Source organism: Roseivivax jejudonensis (assembly GCF_900172265.1).
Lineage (GTDB): Bacteria > Pseudomonadota > Alphaproteobacteria > Rhodobacterales > Rhodobacteraceae > Roseivivax > Roseivivax jejudonensis.
Genome location: NZ_FWFK01000001.1, coordinates 54,461 through 69,488, shown reverse-complemented (window position 1 = coordinate 69,488; position 15,028 = coordinate 54,461). Strand labels below are relative to the sequence as shown.

Below are 15,028 nucleotides of genomic sequence, written 5' to 3'. Positions count from 1 at the left end.
CCGTGTCGATGCCGTGCAAGTAGATGCGTGAGCCCCGCGGGATAATCCGCCGCAAATCACTATTACTCATGAGGGGGGCTCATCAGTCGCTTGGCCGCGTGCACGCCGATCGCTCATGAGGGCCGCTCATGAGCGGATCCTGTCCGGGGGCGATGATGCGTCGCCGCGCGCGCGCCAAGTGAAGGACAGGGCGATCGACCGCCCGCGACATTTCTACCCGCACCTGGAGACGAACCGAATGACCCGACTGATCGCAACTACCCTGGCTCTCTCGCTCACCGCGCCTGCCGCACTGGCGCAATCGCTCGACGTGACCCGGGCGGAAGACCGCGCCGGACAGCTCGGCAGCGCGGAAACCTTCACCGGGACCGTCTATGTCGCGCCCGTCTTCGGCCCGGAGATGAACGACGTGAACGCCGGCGAGGTGATCTTCATGCCCGGGGCCCGCTCGGCCTGGCACACGCATCCGATCGGCCAATGGCTCGTCGTTACCGCCGGCACCGGCTGGGTGCAGGAGCGCGGCGGCGAGAAGATCACCATGCAGGCCGGTGACGTGATCTGGGCGCCGGCCGGCGTCGAGCACTGGCACGGGGCCACCGACACCACGTCGGTCACGCATCTTGCCGTGCAGGCAGCCGAAGACGGATCCGCGGTCGAATGGGGCGATCAGGTCACCGACGCCGAATACGCGCAATAAGCGCTCAGGCCACTTAGTCGGTGGACGTCATGAGCCTGACGCATATATCGCAGCGGGACAGTGCAATCGACACGCAGGCCCGTGCCGCGCTCATGCTTCGCGAGAACATCACCGACCTGATCGCCCTGGCCGCCGTTGCGGAAGAGCGGAGTTTTACGCGCGCGGCGGCGCGGCTGAACGTGTCGCAATCCGCGCTCAGCCACACGATCAAATCCCTGGAGGCGCGGCTCGGCCTGCGCCTTCTGACCCGTACGACCCGGTCCGTCGCGCCGACGCTCGAGGGCGAGGACCTGCTCGCGACCCTCAACCCGTGCTTCGAGAAGATCGAGGCGCGGCTCCTCGCGTTGAACGAGGCGCGGGATGAGCCAACCGGCACCGTGCGGATCGCGGCCACCGACTATGCCATCGACACGCTGCTCTGGCCAAAACTTGCGCCGGTTCTGCGAGCCTATCCCTCGGTGCGCATCGAGCTCGTCAACGACTACGGATACACCGACCTCGCCGCGTCGCAATGCGACGCCGGCGTGCGCTACGGCGACCAGGTGAGCGAGGGCATGATCGCCGCGCGGATCGGCCCGGACGAGCGCATGATCTGCATCGGATCGCCCGACTACTTCGAGAGCCGCGGACGACCCGAGACCCCTCAGGATCTGTCGGAGCACGCCTGCATCAATCTGCGCCTGTCGAACCATGGCGGGCTTTATGCATGGGAGTTCGAGGAGCCGGACGGCACCGAAATCACAGTAAAGGTGAGCGGGCAGGCCTGTTTCAACACGATCGGGCCGGTCATGCAGGCCGCGGTGGACGGGATCGGCCTCGCGCTTGTGCCAGAGCGTCTGGCCGCGAAATCGCTCGCGGCGGGAGCGCTCGAGACGTGCCTCGAGACCTTCTGCCCCGCCTTTCCGGGGTTCTACCTCTACTACCCGAGCCGCCTCCGCCCATCTTCGGCGTTCCAGGTCGTTCTCGATGCCTTGCGCGAACGCGGCTGAGCGACTGATGAGGCGCGCTCATGAGCGCCTTCGCTGTGCGGGCCATTAAGGTCCCGACACGAAGGTCCACATCCCGTGGAGAGTCAGAAACTCTCTACGGGAGACCACCGATGAAGACCCGCCTTGCCGCCTCGGCCCTCGCCGTTGTCGCCGCGCCCCTCGCGGCGCAGGACCTGTCAACCACGCTGCCGGATGCAGTCGGCCAGGTTGCCCCCAAGCTCGAAACATACGCACAGAACGATCTGTTCGGGTCGGTCTGGTCCGACGAGCAGCTGTCGATGCGCGACCGGGCGCTGGTGACATTCGCCGCCAAGCTGACCCGCAACGAAACGGATAGCCTGTCCGAGCACGTGGCGCTCGCGCTCGATGCCGGTGTGACGCCGGCCGAGATCTCCGAGACGATCACGCACCTCGCCTTTTACAGTGGCTGGGGGAATGCTGTCGCGGCCGCCGAGTCCGCCGCGCCGGTCTTCGAAGAACGCGGCGTGTCGTCCGAGGACCTGCCGGCCGAGGACCCCGAGCTTCTTCCGCTGGACGAGGACGCGGAGGCCGAGCGCCAGGACTTCGTGCAATCGACCTATGGCGACGTGAGCCAGGGTGTCGTGGACAATACCGAGGAGCTGCTGTTCCGAGACCTTTGGCTCCGCCCCGCGCTCGACCCCCGCGACCGCAGCCTCGTCACGGTGGCCGCGCTGATCGCCGCGGGCCAACCCGAGCAGATGACGTTCCACCTCAATCGCGCCATGGACAACGGCCTGACGCAGGACGAGGCCGGGGCGATGCTATCGCACCTCGCGTTCTACACCGGCTGGCCGCGCGTCTTCTCCGCGATGCCGGTCGCGAAGGACGTGTTCGAAAGCCGGCGGCAGTAATCCCCTCGGGCGGGCGGGGGCCGGCCCGCCCGCCCGACAATCGGAGGCAGAGATCATGAAGATCGCCATTCTCGGCGCGGGTCTCATGGGATCGAAACTGGGGCGGCTCTGGGCCGCCGGCGGCCATGACGTGACCTTCGCCTATTCCCGGAGCGCGGACAAACTCGCACGGCTCGCGCGCGATGCGGGCGCGACATCCGGCACCGTGGCCGAGGCTGTCGCAGGCGCCGATGCGATCCTGCTCGCGGTGCACTGGTCGCGCATCGGCGATGTGCTCGCGCAGGCGGGCGATCTCGAGGGCCGGGTCGTGCTCAATTGCTGCGTGCCGCTCAACGAGGCCAACGATGCGCTCGTTCTCGGGCCCGAGACGTCGGGTGCGGAAGAGCTGGCGGCGATGCGTCCGGGCGCGGCATGGGTGTCGTGCTTCAACACCAGCCCGTCGGAGGCGTTCGATCCGGTGTTCTCCCGCAAGAACACCGAGCCGCGCCCGCACTTGCTGATCTACGGTGACAACGATGGAGCAAAGGAACTCGCGGGTGGCCTCATCCGCGACATCGGGTTCGATCCGCTCGACGCGGGCGGCTTGGCCACGGGACGCTACGCCGAACCCTTTGCGATGGTCACTGCCGTCCTTGCCTACGGGCAGCCCGGCGGGCCGGCCCTCACCTACCGTTTCGACAAGCTGAGCTGAGCACAGCAGCAAAGGAGATCGCCATGAAAATCACCCGATCCGGCCAGACGCCGTCGAGCGTCGGCCCCGCCGAGACCTTCACTGGCACCGTGCGCATCGACCCGCTGTTCCAGGCGGAAGAGCCAGGCCGCAGTTCCGGCGCGCATGTCACGTTCGAACCCGGCGCCCGGACCGCGTGGCACACCCATCCCGCCGGGCAGACCCTGATCGTGACCTTCGGCCGCGGACGCGTCGCCCGCGAGGGTGGCGCGATTGAGGAGATCAGCGAGGGCGATATCGTCTGGTTTCCCGCGGGCGAAAAGCACTGGCACGGCGCCGCACCCGACACCGCAATGAGCCACATCGCGATCCAGGAAAGCATCGACGGCTCGCCAGTGACCTGGCTGAAGAAGGTATCCGACGAGGACTACGGCATCTGACTGCCGCCCGACTTTGGGCCGTGGCGCGACCTCGGAGACGCGGCATGCGGCACGGTGCTGAGCCTGAGGTGTCGCCTTTCGCATCGGGGCCAAGCCACTTCGGTGTTGCACCGGACCCTGGTTGGCTGGCGCCCGTGCCGCGTGCCTCGCGCGGCCGCGGGATGGCGTCACGGCCCGCCGCGCTCGAGCGCGAGCACCACCACGCCGGCCATCGCCAGCAGCGATGCGATGGCAAAGCCCATCCCCGGCCGGGGTTCCGACCGGATCACGAAGCCGGCCAGCCAGGCGGCAAAGAACATCTCGATCGACGCGATAATGGCGACGTTGGTGACGCTGGTGTATTTCAGCGCCGCGAATTGCGAGATCTGGCCGCAGGAGATCGCCCCGGCCGACAGCGCCTGCCACCGAGTCGGGCGGTTTAGAAGGGTCGCGATCTGGCTTCGGTACCGGGGGCTGAACGGGGATGCCGCGGCGAAGAACACGAGCCCGACGATCGCGCCGATGAACGTGCCGGCCAGCGGATCGGGCAGCGTCATCATCCCGAACTTGCGCGTCACGTAAGCGCCGCCATAGCTCGCGGCGGACCCCACGGCGAGGCCGCGCCCCGCCATCCGGGCCTTGCGGTCGGCAGCCGCATCGTCTCGGCTCGCGGCCAGCCTGCCTGGCGATTTCAGGACCACGATCGCGACGCCCGAAAACACCAGCGCGAAGGCCAGCAGAACCTCCGCGCTCAACGCTTCGCCGAGGAAGACAACGGCCAGCGCCGTGGCGAACACCGGGATCAGCCGACGCAGAAGCGAGGTCTCGACCGCGCCGGTCAGCTCGATCGATCGAAAGAAGAAGACACGACCGAGGACCGTGGCAAGCAGGCCCGCAAGGCAGAAATAGCCGATACCCACGAGAAGGTCCGTGCTCATGCCAGGGATCGGCTGGCCCACCAACAGCCATAGCACGCCCGACAGAACCGCCGTGATCGCCACCGACAGGACAACGGACGTGCCACGCCCGCCATTTTCGCGCGCGTCGAGCGTTACCCCGACCGATCCGAGCGCGTACAGAAATGCCGCGAGGACCGCGAAACCTTCACCGATCAGTTGCATGAAGATCTCCGCAGGATCTGACGCGCGAGGTCGGGGTCGCGCACGGCTTCACGTCTTCTGCCATTCCCGGACTGCGTGTCTCAGCCGCGATGCAGCCAGCCCGAAAGCGAGCGGGTCAGGATGGGCACGATGAAGGCCGTGGTCAGGCCCGTCAGGACGATCGCGATGACGAGGAGCCGAAGCGCCTCGGGCAGGGAGGCCGTGACCGGCGAGAGGATCGCGACGAGCAGGATCAGCGCGGGATACACCGCCACGAAGCTCAGGAGCCAGCGCTTCCAGAACGGCGGCGGCGTCGGCGCGCTGGGGATGGAGACGACTGGTTCGAACCAGATGTTGGACCCCGCCATTTGCTGCCGCGACACATCGGTGATTGCGAGCGCCTCGACATCGCGCAAGCGCTCCGCGCGTTCGGGAGACGCCCGCCACGCCTCGAGGGCTTCGACCGTGTCGAAGCGCGCGATGATGAAGAAGTCGGTGCCGAGACCGCCATCGCGGCGGATCACGTCGAGGGACCGGAACCCGTCGGCCTCGGTCAGGCGTCGATTGAGCGCCTCGAGCCGTTCGGCACACAGGTCGGCGTCGGACTGCCGCACGCGCAGCGCGACCATGAGGGAACTGCCGGACTCATCCAGCATCTTCGCGTCGAGCACCTTGGTCCTGTCCTTCGCCTGTGGTCCCGGCCGGGGCCGGGTTGTGTGGTCCGTCAGCACTCGGTGCCAGCGCCGAACGCAAGACGCCCGCCCTCGGGCCGGAGGGCGGACGCCGCGGCACGGGCCCTATGCCCGGGCGAGGTTACTCCGCCGCTTGCGACGCCGAGCTTGGCGCCACCAGCGTGCGCCAGTCGACGTCCTTGGAGTAGACGCCTTCGTGCGAGGCGATCCGGGCCTGCGGAATGTCCGAGTCCGTCCCGATCGCGCGGCCGCCGTCCTGAACCTTCTTCGCCGCGTCCACCATGAGGCGGCGAAACTCGACGATTGCGAGGTCGGACGCGCCGAGCGTGTCCGTATGGCGCTGGACGCGGCTTCCCATCGAGACCCACATGATGATGTCCTCGTTCGGGATGCCCGGAACGCCGGTGAAGTGTCCTTCCTTCATGGCCTCGCGGTCTTGCATGAAGTCGTTCTCGAGCGTCCGCTTCGTGCGCCACTTGTGATCGACGTCCTCGCCGGGAACGGCGTGGTTGAAGCTGCGCCACTCCTCGGTCGACGGGACGTTGGGCCCGCCCCACGCAATGAAGTGGAAGGCGGATTCATCGTCGTTGATCGGAACGATGACGCTCGCGACCTTGTAGTTGTTGTTCGGCGGGATCAGCGAGTAGTAGGGCGCCACGAATTCGGTGATCCGAAGGTAGTGGTGGGTCTTCGCGTTCTTGATCGGCTTGCGGATCGCCGCGTAGTGGAAGCCGTAGCTCGTGGTTTCCGTCTGCATCTTCGGCGACTTGTCGGTCGACGGCCGATACCAGGACTTGTCGTCCGACGCGGCGCCTTCGACCTTGGCCGGTTTCATCGTCGAGGAGTGCAGCGACGAGCTGTGCGCGCTGTCGATCTGGCCCTCGTGGATCTGCGCCCAGTTGGCCGGAACGCGGATCTTGAGGATCGAAACGGGCGTGTCCTCTTCGGGTGCGAAGGCGGGGGGCTGGAACTCGGGGACTTCTTCGGGATCGCCGAGCCATGCCCAGACGAAACCGCCCCATTCGCGCACCGGGTAGGCGCGTGCCTTCACCTTGTCCATCAGCGGGCTGCCCTCGGGCTCGGATGACATCGCGACGACGTTGCCGTCCACGTCCATCTTCCAGCCGTGGTAGAGGCAGCGCAGGCCGCAATCCTCGTTGCGCCCGTAGACGAGCGACGCCTTGCGGTGTGGGCAAAGCTCGTCGAGCATGCCCAGGCGCCCGTCGGAGTCACGGAACGCGACGTAGCTTTCACCGAGGACTTCGACGCGCAGCGGGTTGCAGTCCGGCTCTGCCACTTCCTCGATCAGGCAGACAGGGGTCCAATGCTGGCGCATCAGCTGCGCCATCGGCGCATCGCCGCTAACGCGGGTCAGCAGCTCGTTTTCCTCATACGTGAGCATCGAATTTTCCTCCGGAATAGGGCATTCGGATCTGTGATTAGTCTTAGGTATCTAAGAAGTTGAGTCAAGCTCAGGCTTGCTGGCTGGGGTCACGATCTCGCCTGTCGATTGATCGCGGGGCCGAGGATGCGGTTCCCGACCCTCTTGGCTAGCGGTGCAGCCAGCCGGCAAGTCGGCGGTTCAGGAACGGCAGGATGAGTCCGGTCGACAGGCCGGTCAGGCACAGCGCGATGATAAACAGCGATGCCGGGGTCGGCACGCCCTGCAGCACGCTTTGCGACAGATACACCAGGGCCACCAGCGGGGGATAGACTGCGATCATGGCCACGGTCCAACGCTTCCAGAAGGACGGATGTTGGCGTGGATGATCGCCGGCTGTGTCGGGCAATGTGACCCTCCATGTCAGTTCTGTTCGATAACGCGATGTCGTCGCGATCCATGTTGCAGGGCCCCGCCGACGCGTTGCACGGCACCTTCGGCGGTGCATCGCACGCATCTCTGCCGCGTGTTCCGGGGCCGGAAGATGCGGGGCGCCGACGATGGCGCCCCACGAGGATGTAGCAGGTCATCCGGCGATGTCCGGTGCCTGCGTGCCCTTCACCTTGATGAAGTAGCGCGCCATGATCGCGCAGATCACCGCGATCCCGCCAAGCGCCACGAGTGTGAACGGCATCACCGCAGCGACGGCAGCCAAGGTGAGGATCAAGCGCTCTGCACTGCGCAGCGAGATCCCGACCGCTCCCTCGATCGACATGGCGATGGCCCCCGTGGCGAGAATGCCGCCGAGGATCGCGAGGCCGTTGGTGAACGGGTCCGCCTGCAGGATCAGCCCGGGGTTCACGACGAAGGCGAACGGCAGAAGGAAACCGATGGCTGCCAGACGTACTGCCGAAAACGCGATCTTGAACGGATCCTCATCCGCGATTGCGGCGGCCGCGAGCGCGGCGACCGCGATCGGCGGCGTCAGCGCCGACAGGATCGCGAAGTAGAGCAGGAACATGTGGCTTTGCAGGATCGGAAAGCCGAGCTCCGCCAGAGCCGGCCCGACGAGAACAGCCGCCAGGATGTAGGCGCTGGGCGTGGGCATCCCGAGGCCGAGGATAATCGTGACCACGGCCGCGATCAGCAGCGTGACCGCCGGTTGGGCGTTGCTGATCGTGAGGATGACATTGGCCGCCTTCATTCCGAGGCCGGTCATGGACAGCCCGCCGATCACAAGGCCGGCCGCGGCGCAGGCACCCGCCACCGGCAGGATGCGCAGCGTCGTCTCGCCCAGACCCTCGACGATCTGCCACGGGCTCAGGCGCGTCGCCTTGAGAAGCATGGAGGCCACGACCGCGCCCAGAACGCCGATCCCCGCGACGAAGGTCGGAGAGTAGCCGACGACCAGCGCCACGACGATGCCGACGATCGGGATCAGGAAGACCCAGCCCGTCTTGAACGTCTCGGCCGCGGTGGGGATGTCGTCGTCCGAGGGGCGCAGATCGTTGTTCACCGCCCGGAAGTGCACCTGCGCGAAGACGCCCAGATAGTAGAGCAGGGCAGGGAACAGCGCCGCGAGGACGACCTGCTGATAGGCGACGCCGGTGTATTCGGCGAGGATGAAGGCCGCGGAGCCCATGATCGGGGGCATCGCGCTGCCGCCAGTGGAGGCGGCGACCTCGACGGCCGCGGCAAAGCGTGCCTTGTAGCCCAGCCGTTTCATCACCGGGATCGTGATCGACCCGGTGGCGACGACATCCGAGGTCGGGCTGCCGGACATCGTGCCGTAGAGGCCCGAGGACAGAACCGCGATCTTGGCCGGCCCGCCGCGCGTCCGGCCGGTCAGCAGGGCCGCGACGTTGAAGAAGAACTCGCCCCCGCCGGCCTTCGACAGGAAGGTGCCAAACATGACGAAGAGGAACACGTAGCTCGCGACGACCTGGATCGGCACACCGAACACGCCGTCCGTCGTGAAGACGAGGATATCGAGCAGGTAGGTGTAGTCATCGACACCATGTCCGAACGGCGGCGGCAGCAGGTATCCGAACTGGTTGTACAGCAGGAACAGCACGACAACGCCCGTCAGGCCCATGCCGGTGGTGCGGCGCGTGGCCTCCAGCGTGAGCAGCAGCAGCGAACTGCCGAAGAACAGCTGCGCCGGTGTGAACGGGTTCAGCAGGCTGATCCGATCCGCGATCGCGCCGGCGTTGACGAAAAAGTAGATCCCGCAGGCGAGGCTCAGAAGAGACAGCGCCCAGTCGTAGAACGGGATCTCGTCCGTCGCGTTCGGGGTCGCCCCGATCGCGACGAACATGATCGTGTAGATGCCGCAGACGAACAGGATGCCCAGGATCAGGGGATCCGAGATCGTGAACAGGTTTGCATAGATCACCCAGGCCGCGAACAGAGCGGCGACCACGATCAGGGCGCGCTGCAAACCTGCCGCAAGCTTTCGCCTGCGGCCGGTGGCGACAAGGGATCCGATCAATTGATCAGCCCCGCCTCTTCATAGGCGCGTGCTGCGCCGGGGTGGAACTCGAGCACGCTGGGCGTGGCCAGGAGTTCCGGGTCGAGCTGCTTCATGGAGCTGTGGACGGCCCGCACCTCGTCGATGTTGGTGACGAGCGATTGCGCGAGCGAATGCGCGGTTTCCTCGTCCATGCCTTCGGTTGCGACGAGAAGCGCGCCGAGAGCAACGGTCGAGATGTCCTCGCTCTGGTTCGAGTAGCTGTCGGCCGGAATGGTCATCGTGCCTGTGCCGAACTGTTCGTTCGTTGCCGTCACCACCTCCTCGGGGACGCTCAGAAGAACCACGTCGCTGTTTTCATCGACCGACCGGAACGAGGAGTGGTTGATGAAGATGCCGTTGGTGATCATGTCGAGCCGGCCATCCTGGATCAGGTCTGCCTGCTCGTTCGCGCCGGCGCGGACGAACTGGCCGCCCATCTCCTGAAGCGATTCCTCGGTCACACCGACTTGCTCGAGCATGGCGAGCGCGACGTTGGAGGTGATGTTGCCGGAGCGGTTGATCCCGACCCGGATCGGCGCGCCGCTGTCGGCGATGTCGGCCAGGCTCTCGATGCCATATTCCTCGGCCATCCCGCGATCGAGGAAGAAGTGCATCGGCGCCCAGTTGTACATGTAGCCGATGGCCCGCATGTTCTCGATCGGTCCCTGGAACGGCTCTCCGCCCTCGAGCGCGATCTGCGCTTCTGCGTCGTGCAGCAGGCCGAGATCCGTGCGGTTGCCGCCCAGCAGGCCGATATTGGCGAAACCGCCACCGGTCGCTTGGTAGGTGACAACGGAATCACCGTCATCTGCCTTTACCGCGCGGTCGATGCCGGCGCCCAGCAGCGACCAGAGCCCGCCCGGGTTGCCGCCCGACAGGGTGAGATTGACGGGGTCCGCGAACGCGGCCGACGACGTGAATGCGAGGCCGACAACCGCGGCCATTGCTGACATTTTCATGATGTACCTCCCAGTTTCACTACCACCCGCCACTGGGGCGGGCGTCGCTTGATCGTCGCTTGTCTTCCCGAGGCCGGGGAGCCACCGAAAAACTTAGACATCTACTTTTTAGTGGCGCTGCCGGATCGGGTCAAATAATTAGAAATCTTATTTTCTGGGGGGATACAGACGATCACGGACTTTTTCGCCGCAGCGTCAACCGACCGCAGCGAGGCTTACAATCGACCTGTCAGACCGCTCTGACAGACCGGTCCGTGCTGTCTCAGATGTTGGGGAGCGACCGCGTTGCGGGCACGCGAAGTCCGCGCGCTGCCGCGTCTTTCTCGTCGCGCTCGAGATTGCGGATGATCACGCTCAGCGCGCGCCGCAAGACGGTTTCTTCGGACTCGTCGAGGCCATCGAGGGCGAGATCGTTGACCTCGACCGCCAGCGGTTCGAGCCGGTCGCGCAGCGCCCAACCCTTCTCGGTCAGGAACGCGTGCTGCCGTCGCTTGTTGTTGCCGACCTTCCGCCGCGTGATGAAGCCGAGTTCCTCCATCCGTTGCAGCGCCGTGTGCGCCGTCGGTTCGGTCAGGTGCGCCCGCTCGCTCAATTCGCGCTGCGACAGGCCGTCACTTCGCCACAGGATCCGAAGAAAAATCCACTGGCCGAACGTGACGCCCTCGCTCGTGAGCCGCATCTGCAAGGACCGGTTGAACGATCGTGCCGCCAAGCGGATGAGGCGAGCAATACGCTCTTCTTCGTAGATCTCCTCGGTCCGATCGGTCGACCTGGTTGTCCCGTCCGCCATCCCGGTTCCATTCCGCGTCATGTCGATTGCAGTGCAATTTGGACATCAAACGGCGCAGGGGCAAGTTGACGAACTGTCTCGTTCCAAATCGACGCGGTTGACGGGCCCCGATCTTGCGGAGCATGCCTATTACTCCTGCGTCATGCCTTCGGCCATGGCGTCGCTGTAACCGCGCTGGATCCGCATGTCGACGACGACCGTTTCGCCGGCATGGACCGCCGCGATCGCGTCGGAAAGCACACGTCGCGCCTCGTCCGGTGTCTCGACCGGGCCGAAGGCGGTCGCGCCCTGCGAGCGGGCCATGCCGGCGATGTCGATGTCGGGCGCATCGATTGCCTGACCCACATGCTTGTTCTCGACCGGGCGACCGCGGTCGCGCGCGACCCGTTCCTGGTGAACCTCGTCGTTGAAATACGAGCGATTGTTGGCGACGACGATCAGCATCGGAACGCGGTGATGGGTCGCCGTCCAGAGCGCGGTGGCGCCCATCAGGAAGTCGCCGTCGCCGAGCACCGCCACGGGCAGGCGCCCGCTGCCGCGCAGCGCCAGTGCCGAGCCGACCGCCATGCCGGGCCCGGAGCCGATCCCCGCGCCGCCATCGTAGCCGAGGTAGTCGAGGGGTCCGGCAAAGTCGCATTTGGCGCCGTTCCAGCTCAGCGTCAGGCGCAGGTAGGTCGTGGCCTCGTCGGTCAGCGCGTCCGACAGCACGTCGGCCAGCGTGTCGATCGACATCCTCGCCGAAGGCGCAGGGGGCGACGGTTCTGCGGCGGTCGCCCGGCTTTCCGGTGCGCCGATACCCGCTTCGGCGCAAAGCGCCGCGATGAGCGTGTCGGGTGTGGTCAGAAGCGTGAGGTCCGAGGGCGGCATCGCCTGATGATCGAGCGACCAGCCGTTCTGCATCAACGGCTCGGGTGTCACGTTGACGACGCGCGCGGCGCTGATGTCGAGGCCGGCCTGAGCCAAGGTGCCCGCGGGATCGACCCAGTCGAACGAAACGACCAGGTCGGCCGCAGCGATGACCTCGCCGGCTTCGGGCGACAGGAAATATCCCGGTGCCCCGGCATGAAGCGGGTGCCGTGTCGGGAAAGCCGCGGCGGTCTTGATGTCGGTCACGACCCGCGCGCCGAAGTGTTCGGCCAGCGCGACGCGCCGGTCCCATGCGGCCTGGTCACGCGAAACGCGGCCCATGAGAAAGACCGGGGCGGTCGCGCCCTCGAGCAGGTCCAGGACCTCGCGCACATCGCGATCCGACGGCTCGGGCAGTCGGGGCACCGCGTGGCGATCGGGGGCAGGAAGGGCGGCGGGCGCCGTCAGCTTCTCTTCCTGCACGGTCACGTCGAAACAGACATAGGTGGGCGCCATCGGCGGCGTGGCCGTGATGGTCGCGGCACGCATCATCGCGGCGAGGGACGCCTGAAGCGATGCCGGCTGGTCGTCCCACTTCACGTAGGGACGCACGACCGCCGCCTGATCGCGCGACGTGTGCAGCCAATCGATCCACGGCCTGCGCTTTGCCGCGTCCACGGGCCCCGTGGCGCCGTAAACCATCATCGGCACCCGGTCGCACCACGCGTTGTAGAGGGCCATCGCCGCATGCATCAGGCCGACATTCGCGTGCAGGATCACAGCGAGCGGCGTTTCGGTGACCTTGGCCCAGCCGTGCGCGATGGCGACCGCGTGCTCTTCGTGCAGGCACAGCAGCATCTGAGGATCGCGATTGCCGAGATGGTTCACGAGGCTGTCGTGCAGGCCGCGAAAGCTCGATCCGGGATTGAGCGCGACATAGGGGGTGCCCAACCGCTGCATCATGTCGGCGATGGCGTCGCTGCCGTAGTGCTCCGTGGGCTCGTGGGGCACGGGACGGTCGATGTCGTCGCGCATGTGGGCTTCCTCCGACGTGTCGCGGCTCACTGGCCGGCCAGGTTGATGTGGATGTTCTTCTCGTGGGTGAAGGACAGCAGCTCTCCGATACCCTCCTCCCGGCCAATCCCGGATTGCTTCACCCCGCCGAAGGGCGCTCCGAGGAAGTGCCGGCCCACCTCGTTGATCCAGACGAACCCGACCTCGACCCTGTTTGCCGCGCGGTGCGCGGTGGCAAGGTCGCGGCTCCAGATCGCGCAGGTCAGCCCGACATCGAGCCCGTTCACTTCCTCCAGCATGGCCGCCTCGTCGGACCAGCGCCGCACGGCCAAGACCGGGCCGAAGATCTCCTCCCGCGCGATGGTCATGTCGGGAGTGACATCGGCAAAGATGGTCGGCGCGATGAAGCAGCCGTCCGCAAGCGGTCCGTCGGTCACGGCGTGCCCGCCCGCGACGATGCGGGCCCCTTCGGACTTGCCGCTCTCGATATAACCCATGACCTTGGAGAAATGCTCGCGGGACACGAGCGCGCCCATCGTGGTCGCGGGATCGGTCGGCACGCCGGGGCGATACCGCGAGACGCTCTCGGCCAGCCGCTCCACGACCGCGTCGTGGATGTCCTCGTGCAGGAAGGCGCGGCTCGTCGATCCGCAGGACTGACCGCACCACCCGAAGTTCATGCCGGCCACGATGGCGTCGGCGACGCGTGCGGGGTCGCTGTCGGGATACCCGATCAGCGCGTTCTTGCCCCCCAGTTCGAGCAGTACGGGCTTCAGCGTGTCGCTGGCGCTGCGCATGACAGCCTTGCCCGCCGCGACCGAGCCGATCAGCGTGACCTTGGCCACGTCCTTGTGCTCGGCGAGCGCGGCGCCGGCCTCCGTCCCCCCGGGCAGGACATTGAACACGCCATCGGGAAGGAGACCGTCCACCAGCTCGGCGAGGCGCAGCGCGGAAAGCGGCGCCTGGACAGGCGGTTTGATGATGACCGAGTTGCCGGCGGCAAGAGGCGCGGCCATCTTTCCGCCGCAGAACATGAACGGATGGTTAAACGCGAGGATGCGCGCGACGACGCCCATCGGCTCGCGTGCGGTCATGTTGACCCGCTCGGGCCCCATCGGGATAGTGTCGCCCTTCATCTCGGTCACAAGGCCGGCAAAGAACTCCATCTGCGCCGCCGCGATCGTCGCGTCTCCGCGCATCTCGGTGTAGGGATTGCCGCAATTGGCGGCGTCGATCATCGCGAGCTCGTCGCCATGCGCACGCAGGCGTGCGGCGATCTCCTTGAGGATGCGGGACCGTTCGAGCGGCGCCACATCGCGCCATTCCAGAAAGCCCTTGCGCGCGGTTGCAACGGCGGCATCGACATCGGCTTGCCCCGCTACCGCGACCGACGCGAGCGTGCCGCCGGTTCCGGGGTTCATCGTGGTCTCGTAAGTGCCAGAGACCGGCGCGTGCCAGCCTCCGCCGAAATAGATGTCACGATGCGCGGGAAGCGCTGCATCGACATCGACCGGATCGGTGCGGTCCATGAGGGTCTCCTCCCTATCGGGGTCATCGGCGGCGCGCCGTCGACCGTGGCGCCGACTTGCGCGCGAGACCGGCCCGGCCGCCGGGGCGGCCTGGCCGGCGCTGGATCACGTCTCGTGATTCACGAGAAGTTCGAGGAAGCGCTCTCCGCTCATGACTTCGCGGAGGGGCAGGGCCTTCTGCTCTTCGGTCAACTCGACATCGTAGCTGAGCCCGCGCCCGTCCCAGAACCACCAGTAGACAATCTCGCCCTTCTTGTCGCGGATCGGCATCCGGAAGGTCGGGAACGGCTTCTGGTCCTCGGGAACATCGACATGCGCCACGACCTCGCACGTGCGGCCCAGCTTCTGCAGCGCGCTACCGAGCGGGATCATCCCGACGAAGCGCGTCGCACCGGTGGCGAGCCCCTCCAGATCGTCCGGGCGGCTCTCGTGCAGACCGTCAAGCGCCCGCACGACCGGCGGGTAGCTCGAATGATTGTGCGTGACCTGGACGTAGGCCTTCCCGCTGTCGGTCTCGATCTCGACGATGTCTCCTGGCGTGAAGTCGGTCATGGTCCC

The 15,028-nt window shown here is 66.6% G+C and carries 15 protein-coding genes; 5 read left to right on the top strand and 10 right to left on the bottom strand.

Annotated elements, in window-relative coordinates:
• The first annotated feature begins 238 nt into the window (after positions 1–238).
• The 5 genes from ROJ8625_RS00365 to ROJ8625_RS00345 all read left to right on the top strand — a co-directional run bounded on the left by ROJ8625_RS00365 (position 239) and on the right by ROJ8625_RS00345 (position 3,668).
• Complete coding sequence (locus tag ROJ8625_RS00365) at positions 239–697, top strand: (R)-mandelonitrile lyase (protein ID WP_085790727.1); 459 nt, start codon at positions 239–241, stop codon at positions 695–697.
• 29 nt (positions 698–726) lie between these two features.
• The gene (locus tag ROJ8625_RS00360) at positions 727–1,686 is read left to right on the top strand and encodes a LysR family transcriptional regulator (protein WP_234984116.1); all 960 of its coding nucleotides are present in this window, start codon (positions 727–729) and stop codon (positions 1,684–1,686) included.
• A 110-nt stretch (positions 1,687–1,796) separates the two neighbouring features.
• A complete protein-coding gene (locus ROJ8625_RS00355) occupies positions 1,797–2,558 on the top strand; it encodes a carboxymuconolactone decarboxylase family protein (RefSeq protein ID WP_085789871.1) in 762 nt (253 codons plus the stop codon).
• 55 nt (positions 2,559–2,613) lie between these two features.
• A complete protein-coding gene (locus ROJ8625_RS00350; RefSeq protein WP_085789870.1) occupies positions 2,614–3,249 on the top strand; it encodes an NADPH-dependent F420 reductase in 636 nt (211 codons plus the stop codon).
• 23 nt (positions 3,250–3,272) lie between these two features.
• Complete coding sequence (locus ROJ8625_RS00345; RefSeq protein ID WP_085789869.1) at positions 3,273–3,668, top strand: (R)-mandelonitrile lyase; 396 nt, start codon at positions 3,273–3,275, stop codon at positions 3,666–3,668.
• 167 nt (positions 3,669–3,835) lie between these two features.
• On the opposite strand, the gene ROJ8625_RS00340 is transcribed toward ROJ8625_RS00345, so the two are convergent.
• The 10 genes from ROJ8625_RS00340 to ROJ8625_RS00300 form a co-directional block, all read right to left on the bottom strand.
• On the bottom strand, positions 3,836–4,768 hold the full coding sequence (locus ROJ8625_RS00340) for an EamA family transporter (protein ID WP_085789868.1): 933 nt from the start codon (positions 4,766–4,768) through the stop codon (positions 3,836–3,838).
• Between the two features lie 80 nt (positions 4,769–4,848).
• Positions 4,849–5,418: an antibiotic biosynthesis monooxygenase gene (locus ROJ8625_RS00335; protein ID WP_085789867.1), complete on the bottom strand. Its 570-nt coding sequence runs from the start codon at positions 5,416–5,418 to the stop codon at positions 4,849–4,851.
• A 142-nt stretch (positions 5,419–5,560) separates the two neighbouring features.
• Complete coding sequence (locus tag ROJ8625_RS00330) at positions 5,561–6,841, bottom strand: Rieske 2Fe-2S domain-containing protein (RefSeq protein ID WP_085789866.1); 1,281 nt, start codon at positions 6,839–6,841, stop codon at positions 5,561–5,563.
• A 148-nt stretch (positions 6,842–6,989) separates the two neighbouring features.
• Positions 6,990–7,229 (bottom strand): putative antibiotic biosynthesis monooxygenase, encoded by a 240-nt coding sequence (locus ROJ8625_RS20870; protein WP_159456677.1) that lies wholly within the window; start codon positions 7,227–7,229, stop codon positions 6,990–6,992.
• Between the two features lie 177 nt (positions 7,230–7,406).
• Entirely contained in the window at positions 7,407–9,311 is a 1,905-nt protein-coding gene (locus tag ROJ8625_RS00325; protein WP_234984115.1) for a TRAP transporter permease, read from the bottom strand.
• Positions 9,308–10,291: a TAXI family TRAP transporter solute-binding subunit gene (locus tag ROJ8625_RS00320; protein ID WP_085789864.1), complete on the bottom strand. Its 984-nt coding sequence runs from the start codon at positions 10,289–10,291 to the stop codon at positions 9,308–9,310. Before ROJ8625_RS00320 ends, ROJ8625_RS00325 begins: the two co-directional genes overlap by 4 nt.
• A gap of 262 nt (positions 10,292–10,553) precedes the next feature.
• Positions 10,554–11,081, bottom strand: coding sequence for a MarR family winged helix-turn-helix transcriptional regulator (locus ROJ8625_RS00315; RefSeq protein WP_234984114.1), 528 nt, complete (start codon positions 11,079–11,081; stop codon positions 10,554–10,556).
• A 129-nt stretch (positions 11,082–11,210) separates the two neighbouring features.
• Positions 11,211–12,962, bottom strand: a complete 1,752-nt coding sequence (locus tag ROJ8625_RS00310) for a thiamine pyrophosphate-binding protein (protein WP_085789863.1) — start codon at positions 12,960–12,962, stop codon at positions 11,211–11,213.
• Positions 12,963–12,988: 26 nt separating this feature from the next.
• Entirely contained in the window at positions 12,989–14,470 is a 1,482-nt protein-coding gene (locus tag ROJ8625_RS00305) for an aldehyde dehydrogenase family protein (RefSeq protein ID WP_085789862.1), read from the bottom strand.
• 105 nt (positions 14,471–14,575) lie between these two features.
• Positions 14,576–15,022 (bottom strand): hypothetical protein, encoded by a 447-nt coding sequence (locus tag ROJ8625_RS00300; protein ID WP_085789861.1) that lies wholly within the window; start codon positions 15,020–15,022, stop codon positions 14,576–14,578.
• Positions 15,023–15,028: the final 6 nt, after the last annotated feature.

What these genes read in the sequence shown, in the direction of transcription:
- ROJ8625_RS00365 (WP_085790727.1), top strand. Translation starts at nt 239, where the DNA reads ATGACCCGACTGATCGCAACTACCCTGGCTCTCTCGCTCACCGCGCCT.
- ROJ8625_RS00300 (WP_085789861.1), bottom strand. Translation starts at nt 15,022, where the DNA reads ATGACCGACTTCACGCCAGGAGACATCGTCGAGATCGAGACCGACAGC.
- ROJ8625_RS00330 (WP_085789866.1), bottom strand. Translation starts at nt 6,841, where the DNA reads ATGCTCACGTATGAGGAAAACGAGCTGCTGACCCGCGTTAGCGGCGAT.
- ROJ8625_RS00350 (WP_085789870.1), top strand. Translation starts at nt 2,614, where the DNA reads ATGAAGATCGCCATTCTCGGCGCGGGTCTCATGGGATCGAAACTGGGG.
- ROJ8625_RS00360 (WP_234984116.1), top strand. Translation starts at nt 727, where the DNA reads ATGAGCCTGACGCATATATCGCAGCGGGACAGTGCAATCGACACGCAG.
- ROJ8625_RS00345 (WP_085789869.1), top strand. Translation starts at nt 3,273, where the DNA reads ATGAAAATCACCCGATCCGGCCAGACGCCGTCGAGCGTCGGCCCCGCC.
- ROJ8625_RS00315 (WP_234984114.1), bottom strand. Translation starts at nt 11,081, where the DNA reads ATGGCGGACGGGACAACCAGGTCGACCGATCGGACCGAGGAGATCTAC.
- ROJ8625_RS00310 (WP_085789863.1), bottom strand. Translation starts at nt 12,962, where the DNA reads ATGCGCGACGACATCGACCGTCCCGTGCCCCACGAGCCCACGGAGCAC.
- ROJ8625_RS00340 (WP_085789868.1), bottom strand. Translation starts at nt 4,768, where the DNA reads ATGCAACTGATCGGTGAAGGTTTCGCGGTCCTCGCGGCATTTCTGTAC.
- ROJ8625_RS00320 (WP_085789864.1), bottom strand. Translation starts at nt 10,291, where the DNA reads ATGAAAATGTCAGCAATGGCCGCGGTTGTCGGCCTCGCATTCACGTCG.
- ROJ8625_RS00355 (WP_085789871.1), top strand. Translation starts at nt 1,797, where the DNA reads ATGAAGACCCGCCTTGCCGCCTCGGCCCTCGCCGTTGTCGCCGCGCCC.
- ROJ8625_RS00305 (WP_085789862.1), bottom strand. Translation starts at nt 14,470, where the DNA reads ATGGACCGCACCGATCCGGTCGATGTCGATGCAGCGCTTCCCGCGCAT.